The sequence below is a fragment of the Actinokineospora spheciospongiae genome, from assembly GCF_000564855.1.
Taxonomy (GTDB): Bacteria; Actinomycetota; Actinomycetes; order Mycobacteriales; family Pseudonocardiaceae; genus Actinokineospora; species Actinokineospora spheciospongiae.
Genome location: NZ_AYXG01000083.1, coordinates 20,264 through 42,001, shown reverse-complemented (window position 1 = coordinate 42,001; position 21,738 = coordinate 20,264). Strand labels below are relative to the sequence as shown.

At 74.1% G+C, this 21,738-nt stretch carries 14 protein-coding genes and 1 pseudogene; 12 read left to right on the top strand and 3 right to left on the bottom strand.

All coding sequences use genetic code 11. The annotated features are described in order from the left end of the window. The first annotated feature begins 271 nt into the window (after positions 1-271). From UO65_RS36710 to UO65_RS11895, 7 genes and pseudogenes are all read left to right on the top strand, one after another. Entirely contained in the window at positions 272-472 is a 201-nt protein-coding gene (locus UO65_RS36710; protein ID WP_161784452.1) for a hypothetical protein, read from the top strand. Positions 473-566: 94 nt separating this feature from the next. Continuing rightward, positions 567-674: pseudogene (locus UO65_RS38955) on the top strand (tetratricopeptide repeat protein); the annotation flags it as partial. Between the two features lie 234 nt (positions 675-908). Then, positions 909-1,412: a GNAT family N-acetyltransferase gene (locus UO65_RS38045; protein ID WP_035281754.1), complete on the top strand. Its 504-nt coding sequence runs from the start codon at positions 909-911 to the stop codon at positions 1,410-1,412. A gap of 207 nt (positions 1,413-1,619) precedes the next feature. After that, positions 1,620-9,368, top strand: a complete 7,749-nt coding sequence (locus UO65_RS11910; protein WP_161784451.1) for an RHS repeat-associated core domain-containing protein — start codon at positions 1,620-1,622, stop codon at positions 9,366-9,368. Next, entirely contained in the window at positions 9,365-9,835 is a 471-nt protein-coding gene (locus UO65_RS11905; protein WP_200873367.1) for a DUF4265 domain-containing protein, read from the top strand. The genes UO65_RS11910 and UO65_RS11905 overlap by 4 nt, the downstream gene beginning before the upstream one ends. Beyond that, positions 9,832-10,758 (top strand): Dyp-type peroxidase, encoded by a 927-nt coding sequence (locus tag UO65_RS11900; protein WP_052021062.1) that lies wholly within the window; start codon positions 9,832-9,834, stop codon positions 10,756-10,758. Before UO65_RS11905 ends, UO65_RS11900 begins: the two co-directional genes overlap by 4 nt. Positions 10,759-10,776: 18 nt before the next feature. Further along, complete coding sequence (locus UO65_RS11895) at positions 10,777-11,607, top strand: hypothetical protein (protein WP_035281750.1); 831 nt, start codon at positions 10,777-10,779, stop codon at positions 11,605-11,607. A gap of 20 nt (positions 11,608-11,627) precedes the next feature. Here the strand turns inward: UO65_RS11895 and UO65_RS11890 are convergent, their stop codons facing one another. Both UO65_RS11890 and UO65_RS11885 read right to left on the bottom strand, forming a co-directional pair. Further along, entirely contained in the window at positions 11,628-12,587 is a 960-nt protein-coding gene (locus UO65_RS11890; protein WP_052021066.1) for a glutathione S-transferase family protein, read from the bottom strand. A 158-nt stretch (positions 12,588-12,745) separates the two neighbouring features. Further along, complete coding sequence (locus tag UO65_RS11885) at positions 12,746-15,475, bottom strand: AAA family ATPase (RefSeq protein WP_052021061.1); 2,730 nt, start codon at positions 15,473-15,475, stop codon at positions 12,746-12,748. 118 nt (positions 15,476-15,593) lie between these two features. On the opposite strand from UO65_RS11885, the gene UO65_RS11880 reads away from it, so the two are divergent. From UO65_RS11880 to UO65_RS11865, 4 genes are all read left to right on the top strand, one after another. After that, entirely contained in the window at positions 15,594-16,589 is a 996-nt protein-coding gene (locus UO65_RS11880; protein WP_052021060.1) for an alpha/beta hydrolase, read from the top strand. Between the two features lie 58 nt (positions 16,590-16,647). After that, a complete protein-coding gene (locus UO65_RS11875; RefSeq protein ID WP_035281765.1) occupies positions 16,648-17,604 on the top strand; it encodes an alpha/beta hydrolase in 957 nt (318 codons plus the stop codon). 79 nt (positions 17,605-17,683) lie between these two features. After that, entirely contained in the window at positions 17,684-18,544 is an 861-nt protein-coding gene (locus UO65_RS11870) for an NmrA family NAD(P)-binding protein (protein ID WP_035281747.1), read from the top strand. Then, a complete protein-coding gene (locus UO65_RS11865) occupies positions 18,544-19,467 on the top strand; it encodes a DUF5996 family protein (protein ID WP_035281745.1) in 924 nt (307 codons plus the stop codon). Before UO65_RS11870 ends, UO65_RS11865 begins: the two co-directional genes overlap by 1 nt. Before the next feature lie 40 nt (positions 19,468-19,507). On the opposite strand, the gene UO65_RS11860 is transcribed toward UO65_RS11865, so the two are convergent. Continuing rightward, positions 19,508-20,329, bottom strand: coding sequence for a LysR family transcriptional regulator (locus UO65_RS11860; RefSeq protein ID WP_035281743.1), 822 nt, complete (start codon positions 20,327-20,329; stop codon positions 19,508-19,510). Positions 20,330-20,398: 69 nt separating this feature from the next. Here UO65_RS11860 and UO65_RS11855 point away from each other — a divergent pair, with 69 nt between their 5' ends. Beyond that, on the top strand, positions 20,399-21,073 hold the full coding sequence (locus UO65_RS11855; RefSeq protein WP_035281741.1) for an SDR family oxidoreductase: 675 nt from the start codon (positions 20,399-20,401) through the stop codon (positions 21,071-21,073). Positions 21,074-21,738 lie beyond the last annotated feature (665 nt).

Here is a 21,738-nt window from a genome sequence, read left to right as displayed (position 1 = left end):
CGGCCCGTCCACGGTCGCACACCCCCCGACCGTTCCCCAGCCTCCAGAAGAGCGGTCACCCCCGGCACTCTCCGCAGCAAACGGGAGGCCGGTCACCGGGGTCTGGTCACCCGTTCGGCCCGGTCCGCCGCCACGGGTGTGCTCCGGTTGGAATCGCCGCGTCCCCCGATTGCGCAAGCGGGCGGCGCGGGTGGGGTTCGGAGTTCCTGATCCAAGCCGCCCGTACTGGTTGGACTGGGCGCTCGGGGCAGGCGCGGCGCTGCGAGGGACGATGTCGAGCTACGAAATCAGTGGCGCCGCGCAGAACGTCGTCCAGGCGGACCGCGTCCTCGGCGGCGTGCACTTCCACCAGCACGCAGGTCCCGACCGGCCCGACCGGGTCGTCAGCGGCGCCCTGCCCGAGTCCCGCACCGGCTCCGCCGCACGTTCAACACCCGCGAGGACCCGGCCCTGCTCGTGTTCGACAACGTGACCGAGGCCGACGCGGTGCACCCGCACCTGCCCGCTGGGGGTGCGGTGCAGGTGGTCATCACCAGTCGGGCCGGGCATCGTTACGACGATGAACGTTGGCCTCGGCCAACAACCTCGCCATCGCGCTCCAGACCGACGGTCGGTCCGCGGAGGCGGTCGCCCTGAACGAGCAGGTGTGGCGGGCGCGGCGGAGGGTGTTGGGCGCCGACCACCCGCGAACGCGGTGCTGGAAGCAGCCGCAGCCGGTGCCTGCGGACTGCCCCGGGGCACGAGCTGCGCGAGGAGATCACCGAGCGGCTGGAACCACTGCGCTGACCAACCAGGTGGCCAGGTCGACGGTCTCATCAAGGCCGTGCGGGACACGGTTTAAGGTCCACTCACCCACCGCCCCGACCACCCGGGCGCGACCCGAGGCGCACCAGAAGGAAGGCAGTCCCATGCGGACCACCCGATCGGAGACCCCGGACGACACCGAGGCCATCCACGCCGTCAACGCCGCGGCCTTCCCGACCTCCGAGGAGGCCGACCTCGTCGACGCGCTGCGCGCCGACCCGCTGGCCTGGATCGACGGCCTGTCGATCGTGACCGAGACCGCCGACGGCGAGGTCGTCGGGCACGCCCTGCTCACCCGCTGCCACGTCGGCGACGCCCCGGCGCTCGCGCTGGCGCCGTGCGCCGTCCTGCCCGCCCACCAGCGCACGGGCGCCGGGTCCGCCGCCATCCGCACCGGCCTCGACGCCGCCCGCCGCCTCGGCGAGAACCTCGTCGTGGTCTTGGGCCACGCCGACTACTACCCGCGCTTCGGTTTCACCCCCGCCTCCCGGTTCGGCGTGCGCGCCCCGTTCGAGGTCCCCGACGACGCCTTCCTGGCACTGGCCCTCGACCCCACCCGCCCCACCCCGACCGGCGTGGTCCGCTACCCGGCGGCCTTCGGCGTCTAGCACGGCGCACCTCGTCGGCCGTACGGCCGGGGCGGGGCGGTCGAGGGCCGTTCGGACGCCGCCGTTGGACTGTCCGGTACCCGGGTTTGCGGCGCTTGTCCGAATCTCTCCGCCGGGGGCCGCCGCGCTGTTACGCGGCCGGTCCGCGACGCGATGGGCGGATCGACATCCGTGCCGCCGTTCGCGTTGCCGGTCAAGGAGACTGACGTGCGCCAGAGACGACGACTGCCCTCGGTCCTGCTGTCCGTCCTGGCGGTGGTCGCCTCGACGGTCACGGCCGTCAGCGCTCCCGCGCAGGCCGCACCGGCCCCCACCCCCGCAGCCGCAGCCGCTCCCGCCCGGGCCGCGGCACCCCAGGCCGACCCGCCGCCCGGCGCGGCGTCCTACGCCTACGACGCCGCGGGCAGGCTGGTGGGCGTCGTCGCCGCCGACGGGTCGATCGCGCGCTACACCTACGACGCCACGGGCAACGTCGCGTCCGTCGACCGGTTGGGCACCCCGGCGGTCGCCGTGCTGTCCGCCGTGCCGAGCCGGGTGCGGGCGGGGGACACGGTCACCCTGACCGGCAAGGGGTTCGCCACCACGACCTCGGCGAACACCGTCAAGGTCAACGGCACCACGGCCACCGTCAAGACCGCCGCCGCCGACAAGCTCACCATCACCGTGCCGACGACCGCGACCAGCGGCGCGGTCACCGTCACCACCTCGGCGGGGACGGCGTCGCTGGCGGGTGTCACCGTTCTCGCCAACGACAAGCCGACGATCTCCGACTTCACCCCGAAGACCGCCGCGGTCGGCACCCCCGTCACGCTGACCGTCACCAACCCCGACCCCGAGTTCGCCAACAACCTGGTGCGGGTCAACGGCATCCTCGCCGCGGTCACCGCCCGGACCGCGACCACGCTCACCGTCACCGTGCCGCCGGGCGTCGGCAGCGGCACCGTGCAGCTCAGCACCCCGGCGGGCACCGCCACCAGCACGGCCGTGCTGGTCGTGCCCCCGGGCGCGGCGACCCCGGCCACCCTCGACACCGCCGCCGCCATCCCGGTCGGCACCGCCACCCCGGTCCCGGTCGCGGCGGGCAAGTACGCCCTGCGCCACTTCGCCGCCGCCGACGGCGAGCGGTTCGCCGTCTCCCTCAGCGGTGGCACGTTCGGCTACTGCGGGCTGGACTCGTGGACCTACGACGAGCGCAACAAGCAGGTGGGCGCGGCGAACTGCGTCGGCACCGGCGGTTGGATCGAGCCCGGCCCGGCGACCGGCCCCGGCCTGCGCTCCCTGCTGCTGTACAACAACACCGGCTCGGCGGGCACCACCACCGTCACCGTCCACAAGGTCCCGAAGGACCTCGCCGCGGGCACCCAGCCGCTGACCGGCGCCGCCAAGGTCGTGACCATCGCCAGCCCCGGCCAGAACGCGTACACCACGTTCACCGGCGCGGTGGACCAGCGGGTGCTGATCCAGTCCAGCGCGGCGTCCCCGGCGTTCGGCTGCTGCGGGTTGGAGTGGTGGCTGGAGGCCCCGGACGGCACGCGGGTGGGCAGCACGTTCTACCCGAACTACACGATGAACACCACGACCCTCACCCAGGCGGGCACGTACAAGATCTGGATGAACCCCTCGGGCCCGAACGTCGGTTCGCTGACGTTCTCCGCCTGGACCGTGCCCGCCGACCTCAACGCCGGTGCGCAGCCGCTCAACGGCACGGCCAAGACCGTCAGCACCACCAACCCCGGCCGCAACGCCTACACCACGTTCTCCGGCACCACGGGCCAGCGCGTGCTGATCCAGTCCAGCGGCGCCTCCCCGGCCTTCGGCTGCTGCGGCCTGACCTGGTGGCTGGCCGCCCCCGACGGCACCCGGGTCGGCAGCTCGCAGTACCCCAACTACACGCTCAACACGATCGCACTGCCGCAGACCGGCACCTACAAGGTGATCGTCGACCCGGACAACGCCCTAGTCGGCTCCCTGACCCTCACCGCGTGGAACGTCCCGGCCGACGCGGACGCGGGTGCCCTGCCGCTGACCGGCACGGCGAAGACCGTCACGATCGCCAACCCCGGCCAGAACGCGTTCACCACGTTCTTGGGCACCACGGGCCAACGGGTCCTCATCCAGTCCAGCGGCACGTCCCCGGCCTTCGGCTGCTGCGGCCTGAACTGGTGGTTGCAGGCGCCGGACGGCACGCGGGTGGGCGGCACGCAGTACCCGAACTACACGCTGAACACGACCACCCTGCCGCAAACGGGCACTTACAAGGTGATCGTCGACCCGGACAGCGCGTTGATCGGGTCGATCACGTTCACCGCCTGGAACGTCCCGGCCGACGCGGACGCGGGTGCCCTGCCGCTGACCGGCACGGCGAAGACCGTCACCATCGCCAACCCCGGTCAGAACGCCTTCACCACGTTCTCCGGCACCACGGGCCAGCGGGTGCTGATCCAGTCGAGCGCCACCTCACCCGAGTTCGGCTGCTGCGGGCTCACCTGGTGGTTGCAGGCGCCCGATGGCAGCCGCGTGGGTTCCACGCAGTACGCGAACTACACGCTGAACACGACCACCCTGCCGCAGACCGGCACCTACAAGGTGATCGTCGACCCGGACAGCGCCCTGGTCGGTTCCACCACCTTCACCGCCTGGAACGTGCCCGCCGACGCGGACACCGGCGCCCAGCCGCTCGACGGCGCCGCCAAGACGCTCACCATCTCCACCCCCGGCCAGAACGCCTTCAGCACCTTCTCCGGCACCGCGAACCAGCGGGTGATCATCCAGTCGTCCGCCACGTCCCCGGTGTTCGGTTGCTGTGGGTTGACCTGGTGGTTGCAGGCCCCCGACGGCAGCCGCGTGGGCTCCACCCAGTACCCGAACTACACGCCCAACACGACCACCCTGCCCCAGACCGGCACCTACAGGCTCTGGGTGGACCCGGACAGCGCCCTGGTCGGCTCCACCACCCTGACCGCCTGGAACGTCCCCGCCGACCTGGACGCGGGTGCGCAGTCGCTCACCGGCACCGCCAAGACCGTCACCACGACCGACCCCGGCCGCAACGCCTTCACCACGTTCTCCGGCACGGCGAACCAGCGGGTCATCATCCAGTCGTCCGCCACGTCCCCGGTGTTCGGTTGCTGTGGGCTGACCTGGTGGTTGCAGGCCCCCGACGGCAGCCGCGTCGGCTCGACCCAGTACCCGAACTACACGCTCGACACCACGGTCCTGCCGCAGACCGGCACCTACAAGATCTGGGTGGACCCGGACAGCACGCTCGTCGGCTCCACCACCCTCACCGCCTGGAACGTCCCCGCCGACCTCGACGCGGGCGCCCTGCCGCTCACCGGCACGGCCAAGACCATCACCGTCACCAGCCCCGGCCAGGACGCCTACTCCGGGTTCTCCGGCACGGCGGGCCAGCGGGTCGTCATCCAGTCCTCGGCCACGTCCGCCGCCTTCGGCTGCTGCGGGATGACCTGGTGGGTCACCGGCCCCGACGGCAACCGGGTCGGCTCCACCCAGTACCCGAACTACACCCTCGACATCACCCTGCCCACCACCGGCGCCCACAGGCTGGTCATGGGCCCGGGCGCCGCGCTCGTCGGCGGCAGCACCTTCACCGCCACCGTCACCACCGCCCTCGCCGCCGTCCCGCCCGTCAACCCGCCGCCCGCGCCCAAGGCGACCCAGCCGGTCAGCCCGGTGGTGGCCGCGCAGGACGAGACCAAGCGCCTGGCCGCGCTCGACCGCACGCCCGCCCCGGTCGGTGCCCCGCCCGCTCGCGAGGCCGTGGTCGACGCCGCCCCCGACTCGCCGAACGCCGCCACCCCGCTGCCCGACGGCGACCCGAGGACGTCCGCGGCCTGGAAGCCGGACGCGGGCAGCCTGGCGGGCCGCGACTGGCTGACCCGCCGCTCCGACCCCGGTCCGGTGGCCGACCTGGTGGCCGACAAGGGCGTCACCGCCGTCAGCGGCCACGTCCGCGGCCTCGACGGCGCCCCGCTCGGCGGCATCCCCGTCCGGGTGGACAACGTCCGCACCACCACCGACGCCCAGGGCCGGTTCCTCGTCCGGGGGGTGCGCGCCAACGCCACGACGGTGATCGTCGACGGCCTCGCCGCGAAGACCGAACCCGCCCGCTACGGCACCTTCCGCATCCGCGCGAAGGTCGTCGAGGGCGCCACCACCGCGCTCGACGCCACGGTGTGGCTGCCGCGGCTGGACACCAAGCACACCCAGAAGCTCGACGCGCCGACCGCGCGGGACACCGTGCTGAGCACCCCGGACATCCCCGGGCTGGAGGTGCGCATCCCCGCCGGTTCGGTGGTGCGCGACATGGACGGCAACGTGGTGCGCGAGCTGGGCATCACCGCCATCCCGCTGGACCGGTCGCCGTACCCGCTGCCGCGCAACGGGATCGTGCCGGTGTACTTCACCGTGCAGCCGGGCGGGGCGTCGATCTTCCCGCAGGGCGCGAGCGTGGTGTACCCGAACTACACCGGGCTGCCCGCCGGGTCCGATGTGGACTTCTGGAACTACGACCCGCTGGACAAGGGCTGGTACGTCTACGGCCACGGCAGGGTCAGCGCCGACGCCCGCCAGGTCGTGCCCGACGACAAGACCCGGCTGTGGACCCTCGACGGGGCCATGTTCAACACCGGCGGCAACCCCAAGCCGGACAAGCCGTGGTGGCAGGACCTGCTCGACAAGCTCTCCGGCGACCCGGTGGACCTGTCCACCGGCCTGCTCACCGACACCCACACCGACCTCGGCCTCAACGACACCCTGCCCATCTCGGTCAACCGCCAGTACTGGCAGGGCGACAACCACAGCCGCGAGTTCGGCCTCAACTCCGGCTCCGACTTCAACCTGTTCCTGGCCTCCGAGCAGCAGTACCAGGAGGTCGACGTCTACACCCCCGGCGGCGGGCGGGCGCACTACACCCGCACCTCTCCCGGCACCGGGTACACCGACGCCGTCTTCGGCGCCGTCGGCTCACCCGGCAGGTTCACCGGCTCCACCATCGCCCAGGTCAACGGTGACTGGGTGCTGTCCCTGCGCGACGGCACCAAGTACTTCTTCCCCTGGTACGCCCGCGCCCGCGCCATGCAGGACCGCAACGGCAACCAGATCATGTTTGTGCGCAACGGCGGCAGCAACGGCGAGGTCTCGCAGATCCTCTCGCCCAGCGGCCGGTGGATCTCCTTCGACTACGACTCCTCGGCCCGCGTCACCCGCGCCTACGACAACATCGGCCGCCAGGTCCTCTACACCTACGACACCGCGGGCCGCCTGGCCACGGTGACCGACGTGGCGGGCAAGGTCTCCAGCTACACCTACGACTCCGCCAACCGCATCACCCGGATGACCGACGCGCGCGGCGTGGCCTACCTCGACGTCGTCTACGACGCCAACGGCCGGGTGCAGCGGCAGAACCTCGCCGACGGCGGCAGCTACCAGTTCGCCTACACCCTCGACGCGGCGAACGAGGTCACCGAGACCAGGGTGACCCAGCCCAACGGCTCGGTCCGGCGCGTCACCTTCGACGCCAACCACATGGTCGCCTCCGACACGACCGCGTTCGGCACGTCGCTGGCCCGCACCACCACCTACGTTCGCGGCCCCGACAACCGCATCGACGCCGTCGTCGACCCCTACAACCGGCGCACCAATTACACCTACGACGCCCAGCAGCGGCCCACCGCGATCACCGCACTGGTGGGCACCGCCGACCAGTACGTGACCGGGCAGGTCACCTACGGTCCGTTCGACCAGCCGCTGACCACGACCGACGCGGCGGGCAAGACCACCACCTACACCTACGACGCCAAGGGCAACCCGCTCACCGTCACCGACCCGCTGGGCCGCAAGTCCACCATGACCTGGACCTCGGCGGGCCGGGCGGCGACGGTCACCACCCCCGGCGGCGCCGTCACCACCATCACCCACGAGGCCGGGTCACCGGTCTCGGTCAAGGACCCGCTGGGCCGCGTCTCGACGATGTTCGTCGACGCCGCGGGCAGGCCGGTGAAGGAGACCGACCCGCTCGGCGCCTCGACGCTCACCCAGTACGACGCGCAAAACCAGCCGATCGCCATCACCGACCCGAACGGGGGCGTCAGCCGCTACGCCTACGACGCGGGCGGCAACGTCACCACCTTCACCGACCAGCGCGGCAAGGTCACCCGCTGGGCCTACGACGGCCAGGACCGGGCCACCTCCACCACCGACCCGCTCAACCGCGGCGCCACCACCACCTACGACGCCGCGGGCCGACCCACCGCGTCGGTGAGCCGCGCGGGCCTGCGCACCGAGACCACCTACGACGCCCTCGACCGCCCGACCAAGACCCGGTTCGGGGTCACCAGCGCGACCGCGCAGCAATCGCAGGTCACCTACACCTACGACGCCCTCGACCGGCTCACCGCGCTGACCGACAGCGCGGGCGGCACCACCACCCACACCTTCGACGCCCGCGACCGGCTGGTCAGCACCACCGGCCCCAACGGCACCGCCGGCCACGGCTACGACGCCGTCGACCGGCACACCACGACCACCCTGCCCGGCCTGCCCACCACGACCTACAGCTACGACGCGGCGGGCTGGTTCACCGGGGTCACCCGCGGCACCGAGTCGGTGACCGTCGCCCGCGACACCACGGGCAGGCCGACCACCGTCACCCTGCCCGGCGGCTGGACCCAGACCTACACCCACGACGCCGCAAACCAGGTCACCGGCATCGCCTACGCCCAGGGCGGCACCGCCAAGGGCGCCATCGGCTACGCCTACGACCCCACCGGCAGGCTCGCCGCGGTCACCGGCACCCTCGCCAGGACCACCCTGCCCACCGCCCGCACCGCGCAGACCTACAACGACGCCAACCAGCTCGTCGGCGCGGGCGTCACCTACGACAACGACGGCAACCTCACCTCCGACGGCACCACCACCTACACCTGGAACGCCCGCGGCGAGCTGACCGGGACAAGCAAGACCGGCCTCACCGGGACCTACACCTACGACGCGGCGGGCAACCGCAGCGCCCGCACGGTCGGCGGCGTCACCACCAGGTTCCTCTACGACGGGGCGAACGCCGCCGCCGAACTGGACGGCACCGGCGCGTTGTCGGCGAGCCTGCTGTCCGGGGGAGTGGACCAGTGGTTCGCCCGCACCAAGGCCGGGACCACCGACACCACCCTCACCGACGCCCTCGGCTCCCCGATCGCCCTCGGCCGCGCCGACGGCACCACCGCCGCCGACCTGGCCACCGACCCGTTCGGCGTGCCGACGACCACCGGTGACAAGCGCGGGTCCGACCTCGGCTTCACCGGCCGCCAGGACGACGGCACCGGGCTGATGCAGTACCGCGGCCGCTACTACAGCCCCGGCACGCAGCGGTTCGTCTCCGAGGACCCGATCGGCATCCAGGGCGGCACGAACCTCTACGCCTACGTGGAGAACTCGCCCACCAACTACACCGACCCCTCCGGCAACAACCCCATCGTGGTCGGCTGCCTGGTCGGCGCCGCCTCCGGTGCCGCGATGGACTACCTCGGGCAGCGCCTCTCCGGCCGCAAGGTCGACTGGGGCTGGGGCGGTGTCGGCGGTTCCGCGGCGGCGGGCTGCGCGGTGGGCGCCCTCGGCGGCTGGCTCGGCTCGGCGGGCAAGTCCTTCCCGGGGATCAAACCCGGCTCCTCCGGCGGCCCCACCGCGGGCAAGCGGTTCCCGGAAAGCGTGCGGCAGCAGGCACTCAAGGAGAACCCGAGCACCTGTGTGTATTGTCGGATGGAGACCAAGACCCCGCAGGTCGACCACGCGATCCCCCGGGTGAAGGGCGGCGACGCCACCCTGCCGAACGCGCAGACGACCTGCCCGCACTGCAACGCGTCGAAGGGCTCCGGGACCGTGCCGAAGACACCGCCTGCGGGCTACCGCGGCAGTTGGCCGCCGAGCTGGTGGCCCCGGTGACCCAGGACGCCGTGCACCCCGAACCGGTGTGGCGGGAGCGCTCCGACTTCATCATCGGAGCGCCCCTGCCGGAACCCGGCCGCAGCGAGCAGTTGTGGGCCCGCAGGCTCGGCGAGCACCGGTTCGAGGTGTGCTGCGTCCCGTTCTTCCTCTACGACGTGGCCCTCGGCGACGTCGTCACCACCGACGCCGCCTACGACCTGGTCGAGGTGCGGGTGCGCTCCGGCCGCTCGGTCCTGCGCGCCTGGTTCGGCGAGTCCCCGCTCGGCAGGGCCGAACGCGACGCGGTCGCCGCCGACCTGGCCGCCGCGGGCGGCCTGCTGGAGTGGTCCTCGCCCAACCTGCTCGCCGTGGACGCCGCCGACGCGGCGGTGGCCGACGCGGTCACCGCCCGGCTGACCGCCCGGGAGGACCGGGGCCACCTGGTGTTCGAGGTCGGCAGCCGCCCCGGCGGCAGCTCCGGATGAGCCCGCTGACCCGGCGGGAACTGCTGGGCCGCACGGCCGGACTCGCCGCCCTGGCCTGCCTCGCCGCCTGCGCCGACCCCGGTGCACCCCCGGACCGGTCCGGGTTGCACCCCGCGCTGCGCACCCCGCGCCCGGCGGGCGCCATCGCCTTCCTCGGCGCGGCCCCCGCCGCCCGCGAGGCACTGCTGGCCGCCCGGGCCCCGGACGTCATGGTCGGCCTCGGCGCCACCCTGGCCCCCGAGGCGGGCCGGATGCCGGACTTCCCCGGTGAGGTCCTGCTCCCCGAACGCACCCACCCGGACGCCTTCGTCCAGGTGGAGGGCGACGACCAGGCCGAGTGCTCCCGCCGCCTCGACGACGTCCTCGCCGACCTCCCCGGTCTCGCGGTCCGCTGGCGCACCCCCGTCCGCCGCGACGTCGTGGCCGCGGCGGACAGCAAACCGTTGCAGCGCAACCCCTTCGGCTTCGTCGAAGGCCAGACCAACACCGCCGACGCGATCCTGCTGCCCTCCGGCGCGAGCCTCGTCGCCGTCCGGGTCATCCGCATGGCCCACCAACTCTGGGACGCCGACCCCCCGGAAACCCAGCGCCGCGTCCTCGGCCGCCACCCCGACGGCACCTGGCTCGACGGCACACCCCCACTGGGCACCCCCGACTTCGGCGCCGACCCCGACGGCGCCACCACCCCGCTGGACTCCCACGTGCGCACCATGAACCCGCGCACCCCCGGCACCCCCGCCCCGCGCATGCTCCGCCGCTCCTGGATCTACGAGGGAACCCCCGGCGACGACGGGGTCGTGTTCATGGCCTTCCAGAACGACTTCAGCACGGGTTTCGCCCTCGCCCAGCAGCGCCTCACCGCCGACGCCCTGCACCCGTACCTGCTCGCGGTGGGCGGCGGGTACTTCGTGGTCCCGGCCTGAGGACTGTACGGTCTCCGCATGTCGGAACCGCCCCACCCGCCGCGCAGGCCCCACCAGGACCAGTGGCGCGAGCAGGGACACCCCGCACAGCCGTACCGCGAATCCGGGTACCAGGACGGCGGCCACCAGCCTGCGGGCCACCGCCCGCAGACCCGGGAACCCCGCGCCCAACGGCCGCCCAGCCCGCGACCCGAGCGGCAGCGGTCGCAGCGGTCCGAATCGGGCGGCGGCGGGTTCCGCGTCCCCGGCCTGGGCATGGTGCTGGCGCTGCTCGGCACCCTGGTCCAGGTCGTCAGCCTCACCCTGCTGCCCTGGCTGACCGGCGCGGGCGGCAACTCCGCCTCCCTGATCGACCTGTGGAAGACCGTCTCCGCCGACGGCGGCCCCAAGGACTTCGGCGACTGGTACGTCCTGCTGTTCAGCTACCCGCTGGTCGTGCTCGGCGTGCTGCTGGCCTTCTCCGCCGTGCTGGAGTCGGTGGCGATGAAGGTCGTCTGGGGTGGGCTCGCCCTCCTCGGACTCGGGTACGTGGCACTGCGCTTCGGGCTGGGGCCGTTCACCGGGCTGTTCGGCGTCGAGCAGGGGTTCAGCGCCGAGCAGTTGGCGATCGGGGCGGGCGCGCTCGTGCTGGCGATCGGCGTGGCGTTCGCGTTGAAGACGGCGATCAGCATGTTCCGCCGCATCGCCGGGGTGGTCCTGCTTGCGCTGTCCGGGGTGCACGTGTCCGCCGTGGTCGACCTGGCGAAGGGCGTCGACCTCACCGACCTCAGCCCGGGCGCCTTCGGCCCCACCGTCGGCTACCTGCTCATCGGCATCGCCGCACTGGTCGGCCCCCGCCGGTTCGCCTGATCGGCACGCACTCCGGCCCGTCAGCGCAGGGGAGTGGCGTCCTCGGGCACCCGCTCGGACTCGCGGGTCGGGCCGGGCGGGGTGCCGTCGCCGAAGGGCCTGCCGCCCAGGGACTCGCGGCCGTGCGGGGTGACCCAGTCGGACAGGTCGGGTCCGGCGGGGACGATGCCGGTGGGGTTGATGTCCTTGTGCACGATGTAGTAGTGCTGCTTGATCTGGGTGAAGTCGGTCGTGTCGCCGAAACCCGGGGTCTGGAACAGGTCGCGCGCGTAGGCCCACAGGGCGGGCATCTCGGTCAGCCGGTTCCGGTTGCACTTGAAGTGCCCGTGGTACACCGGGTCGAACCGGGCCAGGGTGGTGAACAGCCGCACGTCGGACTCGGTGATGGTGTCGCCGACGAGGTAGCGGCGGTCGGTGAGCCGTTCCTCCAGCCAGTCCAGCGCGGTCCAGAGCCGGTCGTAGGCCTTGTCGTAGGCTTCCTGGCTGCCCGCGAACCCGCACCGGTAGACGCCGTTGTTGACCTCGGTGAAGACCCGCTTGTTGACCTCGGCCATCTCGTCGCGGTGCTCCTCGGGCCACAGGTCCGGTGCCCCGGCGCGGTGGTGCTCGCGCCACTCGGTGGAGAAGTCCTCGGTGATCCGCGGGAAGTCGTTGGTGACCACGGCGCCGGTGGTGGTGTCCACAATGGCGGGGACGGTGATGCCGCGCGGGTAATCCGGCTGCCGCTTGAAGAACGCCTCCTGCAACCGCTCGATCCCCAGCACCGGGTCCCGCCCGCCCGGGTCGAGGTCGAACGTCCACGACCGCGCGTCGTGCGTGGGACCGGCGAGCCCCATGGAGATCGCGTCCTCCAGGCCCAGCAGCCTGCGCACGATGATCGCCCGGTTCGCCCACGGGCACGCCCGCGCCGCGATCAGCCGGTACCGCCCGGGCTCCACCGGGAACCCGTCGCGCCCGTCGGCGGTGATCCGCGTGCTGATGTAGTTGGTGTCCCTGGTGAACTCCTTGCCCGCGACGGTGTACTTGCCGCCCTCGGTGTGCTCGGAGTTCTCGCTGCCTGCCGGGGTGTCCGTGCTCTGCTCTGCCACGCCACCAACCCTATCCCCGCCCGCGCGGGCAGGCAGCCCGTCCGGCGCGGTCAGTGGTCGCCGAGGACGTCGCGGAGTTGGTGGCGGCCGCTGATGCCCAGCTTCGGGTAGGCGGCGTGCAGGTGGGAGCCGACCGTGCGGTGCGACAGGAACAACTGCTCGGCGATCTCGCGGTTGCGCAGGCCGCGGGCGGCCAACCGCACGATCTCGCGCTGCTGCGACGTCAGCTCCGCGAGCGGGTCGGCCGCGGGCGCGGGGTCGGGAGCGGCGCCGCTGGCGCGCAGTTCGGCCCGGGTGCGGTCGGCGAGGTCGACCGCGCCCAGCCGGGTGAAGGTGTCCAGTGCGGCGCTGAGCAGGGGGCGGGCCTCCAGGGCGCGGCGGCGCCTGCGCAGCCAGCGGGCGTAGTGCAGGCGGGCGCACGCCCGTTCCAGCGGCCACTGCTCACCGGCCGGGTCGACCACGGCCAGCCGGTAGGCGCGTTCGGTGTCGGCGAGCGGGGCCGGGCCGTCGGCGCGCTCGACCTCCCCGACCAGGGCTTCGGCGTGGCGCAGGAGCAGGCGCATCCGGGTGGTGGGCTGCCCGCCGTGGCGGGCGCGCTCGGCCGCGATCAGGGCGGCGGTGTCGTCGGCGTGCCCGGCGTCGCCGGTGAGGCGGGCGGCGGCGGCGAGGTCGGCGACGGAATGGGCGGACAGCACGTGGTGCAGGGGCGTCCCGTCGGCGGCGAAGAGGGCGCGGAAGTGGCGGTAGGCGGTCTCCCCGTCCCCGTCGACCAGGGCGGCCAGGCCCGCGGCGCGCAGGAGCCTGGCGTGGGTGGCGCGGTTCTCGTCCAGTTCGATCGACGGCCACCCCGGCGCCACCCGGGCCCCCGGACCGCCGCGCAGGACCACCAGCTCCGCGCGCAGCGCCACCACGTCGGCGGCGAGGTGGTGCAGGCGGTGCACGGCCGCCACCACCGAGACCTCGTCGAGCAGGTCATCGGCCTCGGCCCAGCGGCCGGTGGCGATCAACGCCGACGCCAGGGCGGGCGCGCACCGGACGACCGCGCCGGTCGACCGCTGCGGGTGCGGCGCGGCGAGCGCCTGCCGGAACGCGGTGACGGCGGTGTCGGACTCGTCGGCGAGCCAGGCCACCGACCCCAGGCACAGCAGCCGGGTGACCTCGGCGGCCCCGGTCAGGCCCCGGTGCACCGCGGCGTGCTCGGACCGGACGATGCGGACGGCGTTCGCGGCGGGGTCGGCGTGGGCGAGCAGGTCCTCCCGCAGCACCGCCCACACCTGCGGAGCGGCCGGACCGGTCGCGTCGCGGTCGAGGCGGGCGAGCAGGTCCGGCAGCGGCGCGCGGTGCTCGGGCAGTCCTGACTGGACCGACACCGCGGCGAGCGCGCCGGTCAGCGCCAGCGCGGTGCCCACCGCCCGCGGGCGCTGCTCGCGCAGGCCGGTCAGGAGCAGGGTGAACGCCTCGCGCTGGCGCGCCGACAGGGACAGGGCGCGCCCGGCCCCGCAGGCCGCCACGCCCAGCACGTCCGGGTCGTCGGTCAGCCGGGTGACCTGCCGGTGCAGGTCGCGGACCCAGGCGGGGTCGCCGACGTCGTCGGCCGCGGTGATCGCCCCGGCGTACCGGCGCGCCCGCTCCCCGGGGTCGGGGGTGCACTCCGCGGCGCGTTCGAGGGCTCGCGCGGCGGCGAAGACCCCACCGTGCAGCCGGGCCAGGGCCGCGGTCCCCTCCAGGGCCGCGGCCACGTCCTCGTCCGGTCCGACCGCCGCCGCGGCCAGGTGCCAGGCCCGGCGGTCCGGGGTCGCGGCCAGGGCGTCGGCCAGGTCGCGGTGGACGCGGGCGCGCAGCGCGGCGGGTGCGCCGTGGTAGGCGGCGGCGCGGACCAGCGGGTGCCGGAACCGCACCCGCCCGTCCGCGATGGACAGCAGGTCCGCGTCCTCCGCGGGTGCCCAGCGGGTCAGGTCGTCGCCGATGCCCGCGGCGGCCATGGTGGTCGCCAGGTCATCGTGGTCGGCGGCGGCGTAGACCAGCAGCCGCCGGGTGTCCTCGGGCAGGTCGCGCAGCCGGTCGGCGAAGACCTCCCGCACCCACGGCGCGGCGGTGCCGCCCACCGCCCGCGCCAGCTCCACCAGGGCCAGCGGGCTGCCCGCCGCCTGCCGCAGCACGTCGAGCCGGGCCCGGCCGGTCGGGGCGCCGGGCAGCGCGTCGAGGAGCCGGGCGGCGTCGCCCTCCGACAGCGGGCCCAGCACCACCGCGGGCACGGACGCGTCGACCCGGGACGGTCGGACCGCGCCGCGCGCGGCCAGCAGCACCACCAGCCGCTCGGTGCTCAGGCGGCGCAGCGCGAAGCCCAGCACCGCGCAGGAGTCCCGGTCGGCCAGGTGCACGTCGTCGACGACGAGCAGCACCGGCCGCCGCGCGGACAGCGCCCCGAGCAGGGTCAGCACCGCCACCCGCAGCGACGTCGGGTCCGGCACCCCCGGGGCCAGGCCGAAGGCGGTCAGCACGGCGTCGCGCAGGTGCGCGGTCAGGTCGTCCACAGCGGTCAACACCGGGCGCAGCAATTGGTGCAGGGCGGCGAACGGCTGCTCCGACTCCGCCGGGCACCCCTGCCCGGCCAGCACCAGGTACCCGGCCGCGGTCGCCCGCTCGGTGCCCGCGGCCAGCAGCGTCGTCCTGCCCTCGCCGGGGTCGCCGAGCAGCAGCAGCGCCCGCGGCCCGGAAGCCGCGCCGTCGACGGCGTCGCGGACGGCGGTGTGCTCCGCCGTGCGCCCGACCAGGTCCACACGCGCCTCCCGGGTGCTCCGCCGACCCCCCTCGCCTGTCCCGGAACGGTACCTCCGAATGGCCGGGGAGTGGTGGGCGCGGCGCCCCGCGCCGTAGGATCACACCGAGGTGAAGCCGATGGAATCCGACCGGATCGACGTGGGTGACGTTCCCCCGGAGCGCGTCCCCGTGGTCCTCGACCCCGCGGTCGACCGGTTGGTGCGCGCCTCCGCCGCCCCGCCGCACCTGCAACAGCTCGGCCCGGACGACGGCAGGCTGGCCCTGCTGGAGTCCCAGGAGCACGCGGGCGACGACGAGCGCGTGCACGCCCGGTTCGCCGTGGCACCGCTGGAACCGTCCGGCCTGGTGGGCTTCACCGTGTTCCGCCCGGCCCACCTGCCCGGGCCCCTCCCGGTCGTCCTCTACGTCCACGGCGGACGCTGGATGCTCGGCGACGGCCGCACGCACGCCAGGCTGGTCCGCGAACTCGCCCTCGCCTCCGGGGCGGCGTTCGTCGTCCCCGAGTACACCCGCACCCCCGAGGCCCGCTACCCGGTCGCGATCGAGGAGTGCTACTCGCTGCTGACCTGGGCCGTGGCCAACGCCACCGACCTGGACCTGGACGGCACCCGCCTGGCCGTCGCGGGCGACTGCGCCGGTGCGACCCTGGCCACCGCCCTGACCATGCTGTCCAAGCAGCGCGGCGGCCCCCGCATCCGCGCCCAACTGCTCTACTACCCCCTGACCGACCCCAGTTGCGGCAGCCGCTCACACCGCCTCTTCGCCGACGGCTACCTGCTCAGCAGCGAGCAGACCCACTGGTACTGGCAGGAGTACGCCGACCGCCCCGCCGACCTCACCGAGCCCACCGCCGCCCCCCTGCGCGCCACCCCGCAGCAGCTCACCGGCTTGCCCCCGGCCCTGGTCGTCTCCGCCGAAGCCGACGTCGTCCGGGACGAGGCGGAGGAGTACGCCCGCAGGCTCCGGGCGGCCGGAGTGGCGGTCACCGCAACCCGCTACCTGGGCACCACCCACGACTTCGTGTCACTGCGTGCCCTGCAACACACCCCGGCGGCCCGAGCGGCGATCAGCCAGGGCGCCGCCTTCCTCAGCGAAGCGCTGGCACCGCGCTGACCCCACTTGCGTCGTTCGACCGATGCGCGACCGGGGCCGCGCGGCGCAGGCTGGCGGCATGACCGACACACCGGTACTCGAACCCGCCGCCCAGGAATTCGCCGACGCCACCAGCAAGCCCCCGTTCCTCTACGACCTCGGCCCCGTCGAGGGGCGCAAGGCCGTGGACGGTGTCCAGTCCGGCGAGGGCGTCGAGCGGCCCGACGCCGACATCACCGACCTGACGATCCCCGGCGGCCCCTCCGGTGAGGTGTCGATCCGCGTCGTCCGCCCCGCGGGTGTCACCGGCGTGCTGCCCGCCGTCCTCTACACCCACGGCGCGGGCTGGGTGTTCGGCAACGCGCACACCCACGATCGCCTGGTCCGCGAGCTGGCGGTCCGCGCGGGCGCCGCGGTGGTCTTCACCAACTACAGCCTCTCGCCCGAGGCCCGCTACCCGGTGGCGATCGAGGAGGTCTACACCGCACTCCAGTGGATCGCCGCCAGCGGCGCCGAGCACGACATCGACCCGACCCGCATCGCCGTGGCCGGTGACTCGGTGGGCGGCAACATGACCGCCGCGATCACCCTGATGGCCAAGCAGCGCGGCGGCCCCGCCCTGGCCGCGCAACTGCTGTTCTACCCGGTCACCGACGCGAACTTCGACACCGCGTCCTACGAGGAGTTCGCCTCCGGCTACTTCCTGTCCCGCGACGGGATGCGCTGGTTCTGGGACCAGTACACCACCGACCCGGCCCAGCGCGCCGAGATCACCGCCTCACCGCTGCGCGCCACCCTCGACGACCTCGCTGGCCTGCCCCAGGCACTGGTGATCGTCGGCGAGGCGGACGTCCTGCGCGACGAGGGCGAGGCCTACGCCGCCAAGCTGCGCGCCGCGGGCGTGCCCACGACCGCGGTCCGCTACCAGGGCATCATCCACGACTTCGTCATGGTCGACGCCATGCGCGACACGCACGCCGCGAAGGCCGCCACCCGCCAGGGCGGCGACTTCCTGCACGACGCCCTGCACGCGTGAGCGCCGCCACCGCCGTCCTGGTCCACGGCGCCTTCGCCGACGTCGTCCGCGCGGCCCTCCGCGCGGTGGGAGGGGACGCGTGACCCGGTCCGAACCGCCCGTCCTGGTCCTCGGGGCCACCGGCGGGCAGGGTGGCGCCGTGCTGCGCGCGCTGCGCGACGCCGGGTGGCCGGTGCGGGCGCTGGTCCGCGACCCGGCCGCCCCGGCGGCGGCCCGGCTGGCCGCCGCCGGGGTCGAGCTGGCGGTGGGCGGGTTCACCGACCGGGCCGCGCTGGCCGCCGCCATGTCCGGGGCGGCCGCGGCCTTCGCGCTGACCACGCCGTTCGAGTCCGGTGTGGACGCTGAGGTGGCGCAGGGCCGGGCGATCCTCGGCGCCGCCACCGACGCGGGCCTGCCGCACCTGGTGTTCGCCTCCGTCGCCGGGGCCACCGCCGGGACCGGGGTGCCGCACTTCGAGAGCAAGGCCGCGGTGGAGCGGGAACTGGCCGCCGGGGACGTGCCCCACACGGTGGTGGCGCCGACGTACTTCTTCGACAACGCCCTCGGCGGCGCGGCGCAGTTGCGGGCCGGGGTGCTCGCGCTGCCGCTGCCCGCCGACCACCCGCTCCAGCAGCTCGACCGCGACGACCTCGGCCGGTTCGTCGCCGAGGTCCTGGCCGCCCCCGGCGAGTACGCGGGTGCCCGCGTCGAACTCGCGGGCGACGCCCCCACCCCGGCGCAGATGGCCCACGACCTGGGCGCGGCCCTGGGGCGGCCCGTGCGCCACGAGCACGTGCCGCTGGAGTCGATCACCAGCCCGGACATGTCCGCGATGTGGCGCTTCCTCAACGGCGACGGCTACCAGGCCGACATCGCCGCCCTGCGCCGCGACCACGGTACGGTCGGCTGGACCCGCTTCGGCACCTGGGCGGACCGCACCTTCTCCGGAGACAGCGACTGATGGAACTCTTCCCCCCGATCCCGTACGCCGAGTGGTCGGACACCCTGGCGACCCTGCACCGCTTCGCGCAGGTGGTCGGCAAGGTCCGCCTCGCGGCCAGCCCCCGCCGCAACCACTGGTGGAACGTGCCCTTCCACCTGACCGGCCGGGGCATCACCACCCGCCCGATGGGCGTGGACCCGACGTTCGCGGTGGACTTCGACTTCGTCGAGCACACCCTCGCGGTGAACGCCATCGACGGCCGGTCGGCGTCGTTCCCGCTCGGCGGCCACTCCGTGGCGAGCTTCCACGCCGAGGTCCTGGGCGCCCTGCGCGCGGTCGGGGTCGACCCGGCGGGCATCGTCGATGCCCGGCCGTTCGACCTGCCCGACGCGGACCGGCCGTTCGCGCAGGACACCGAGCACGCCACCTACGACCCGGCCGCCGTGACCCGGTACTGGCAGGTGCTCAGCCAGGTCAACGTGGTGCTGGAGGAGTTCGCGGGCCGGTTCTCCGGCAAGACCAGCCCGGTGCACCACTTCTGGCACACCTTCGACCTCGCCCTGACCCGCTTCTCCGACACGGTCGTCGACCACCCGCCGACGACCGACCCGGTGACCCGGGAGGCCTACTCCCGCGAGGTCGTCAGCTTCGGCTTCTGGTTCGGCGACCCGACCTTCCCCGACCCGGCGTTCTACTCCTACACCGCCCCCGAACCGGCGGGCACCACCGACCACCCGCTGCCCGCCGGGGCGACCTGGGTCGACCGGGGCGGCAGCCACCTGGCCGTCCTGCCCTACGACGCGGTCCGCGGGGCGGGCGACCGCCGCGCCGTTGTCCTCGACTTCTACGAGGCCGCCTACCGGGCGGGCGCCACCGGCGCGGGCTGGGACCTCGCCAAGTACGCCTGCGCCGACGGTGCCACCGACCCGGCCCTGGGCTGAGCGCGCCGATCACCCTGGACGCGCGGCGGTGACCCCCGGGTCACCGCCGCGCGACCTTCACCGCCGCCTCGACGAAAGCGGCCAGCGGGCGCGAGCGGGAGTCCTCCGGCCAGGCGATCGCCATCGTCGTCATCGGGGCGTCGGTGACCGGGACGCTGACCAGGTCCGGGCGCAGGTGCTGCCTGGCCGACCCGGGCAGCAGTGCGATCGTGCGCCCCAGGGCGATCAACTGCATGAGCTGGGCGGTGTCGCGGACCAGCGGGCCCCCGTTGGGCGGGTGGCCCGGCCAGTGCGGGAACTGCTCGCCGTCCAGGTCCGCCATGGTCAGCGACCCGCGGTCGGCCAGGCGGTGCGTGCGGGGGAGCACGGCCACGTCCCGCTCGGTCAGCAGTTCCTCGTGGGCGAAGCCCTCCGGGTCGTCGTGGGGGAAGCGCAGCAGGGCCGCGTCCGCCTCACCCGCGCGCAGCAGCCCCGACTGCTCGCCGATGCCGCAGATCCGCACCTCCACCTCGATCGAGGCCGGGTCGGCCGCGTAGTCGGCGAGGATTTCGCCCAGCAGGTCGCCGTCGCTGACCGGTTTCATCGCCAGCACCAGGCGCGCACTGCCCGCCCGCTGGGTGCGCCGCTCCGCGGCCGTCAGCGCGGTCAGCACCCGCCTGCCCTCGCGCAGCAGCACCTCACCCGCGGCGGTCAGCGCCACGGAGCGGCTGGTGCGGTCGAGCAGCGCGACGCCCATCCTGCGCTCCAGGTGCTGGATCGCGCGGGACAGGGGTGGCTGCGCCATGCCCAGCCGCGTCGCCGCCCGGCCGAAGTGCAGTTCCTCGGCCACCGCGACGAAGTACCGCAGCTCTCGGGAATCCATACCCCCAGGGTATCGAGAGCCACCCAACCGGTCTTGGACCCCGCGCTGAGCAGGCACAACACTGGGGACATGACCACAGCACTGGTGACCGGCGCCACCAAGGGGATCGGCCTGGAGATCGTCAAGCAGCTCGTCGACCGCGGGCTGACCGTGTACCTCGGCGGCCGGGACGCCGAGCGGGGGGAGAAGGCCGCCGCCGACACCGGGGCGCGCTTCCTCCAACTGGATGTGACCGACCCGGCCTCGATCCAGCGGGCGGCGGCGAGCCTCGACCGGCTCGACGTCCTCGTCAACAACGCGGGGATCACCGGCGGCAAGCTCAACGCCCCCGGCGAAGCCGACCTCACCACGATCCGCGAGGCGTTCGAGACCAACGTCTTCGGCGTCATCGCCGTCACCGAGGCCCTGCTCCCGCTGCTGCGGGCGTCCGGGCACGGCCGGATCGTCAACGTCTCCAGCTCCGTCGGCTCACTGGCCGGGATGGCGGCAGGCACCTCACCCCCGTCGCTGGCCTACGTCCCGTCCAAGACCGCGCTCAACGCCGTCACCGCCCTCTACGCCAAGGTCGAACCGGGGCTCCGGGTCAACGCGGCCTGCCCCGGCCACTGCGCCACCGACCTCAACGGCCACTCCGGGCACCGCACCGCCGCCCAGGGCGCCGCCACCCCGGTGATGCTGGCGACCCTGGACGACGACGGCCCCACCGGCGGCTTCTTCGACGACGAGGGAACCGTCGCCTGGTGAGACCGACCCCGGGTGCCTCGAACGGGCACCCGCCCGGCGCGGATTCGCTAACCTCCGGTTCGGCGGTGACGTGGGGCCGGAGGGAGCGGGTCGTGCGCGTGGGTGTGCTCGTGGGGGTCGTGTCCTGCGTGGTGGCGGCCGGGTGCTCCACCACCGTGTCCGGTACCGCGTCGGACGCGGGTGTCAGCCGGGACGCGGGCGGGGTCGCGGAGTTCCGGCCGGACCGCGACCGCGATCCCGGCGGCCCGCAGGTCGGCCTCCAGCGAATCCGGCAGGTCCCCGGTGGCCTGCCCCGGTGGGCCGCCAGCGCCCCGGCGATCAACCGCTCCGCCGCCGCCCCGGTTTCCGTGCGGCCCTGGGCGCCGTGCGGCTCTCCGAACCCCCATCCGGAGAGTCGCACGGCGCCCCATCTCTTCGTGCGGCGGGTGGGGTACTGCTCGGTGTCCCGCCACGTCATCGACGTTCACCGCGGCCACGCCGCACTGCCCAGCGCGGGTCACCACCCGTCGGTGCCTGCCGCTGCGGACAACCCCGCGCGGCCGCTCGACCCACGTCAGGGGGACAGTGCCGCCCAGCGCAGTGGGCGGTCGATCGCCTCGCCGATGACGCGCATCCCCCGCGGCGTGATCGTGGAACCCGGTCTGGCGGTGGACTCCGCCCTGGTC

What these genes read in the sequence shown, in the direction of transcription:
- UO65_RS11875 (WP_035281765.1), top strand. Translation starts at nt 16,648, where the DNA reads ATGACCGACACACCGGTACTCGAACCCGCCGCCCAGGAATTCGCCGAC.
- UO65_RS11895 (WP_035281750.1), top strand. Translation starts at nt 10,777, where the DNA reads ATGTCGGAACCGCCCCACCCGCCGCGCAGGCCCCACCAGGACCAGTGG.
- UO65_RS11880 (WP_052021060.1), top strand. Translation starts at nt 15,594, where the DNA reads ATGGAATCCGACCGGATCGACGTGGGTGACGTTCCCCCGGAGCGCGTC.
- UO65_RS11865 (WP_035281745.1), top strand. Translation starts at nt 18,544, where the DNA reads ATGGAACTCTTCCCCCCGATCCCGTACGCCGAGTGGTCGGACACCCTG.
- UO65_RS36710 (WP_161784452.1), top strand. Translation starts at nt 272, where the DNA reads ATGTCGAGCTACGAAATCAGTGGCGCCGCGCAGAACGTCGTCCAGGCG.
- UO65_RS11860 (WP_035281743.1), bottom strand. Translation starts at nt 20,329, where the DNA reads ATGGATTCCCGAGAGCTGCGGTACTTCGTCGCGGTGGCCGAGGAACTG.
- UO65_RS11855 (WP_035281741.1), top strand. Translation starts at nt 20,399, where the DNA reads ATGACCACAGCACTGGTGACCGGCGCCACCAAGGGGATCGGCCTGGAG.
- UO65_RS38045 (WP_035281754.1), top strand. Translation starts at nt 909, where the DNA reads ATGCGGACCACCCGATCGGAGACCCCGGACGACACCGAGGCCATCCAC.
- UO65_RS11900 (WP_052021062.1), top strand. Translation starts at nt 9,832, where the DNA reads ATGAGCCCGCTGACCCGGCGGGAACTGCTGGGCCGCACGGCCGGACTC.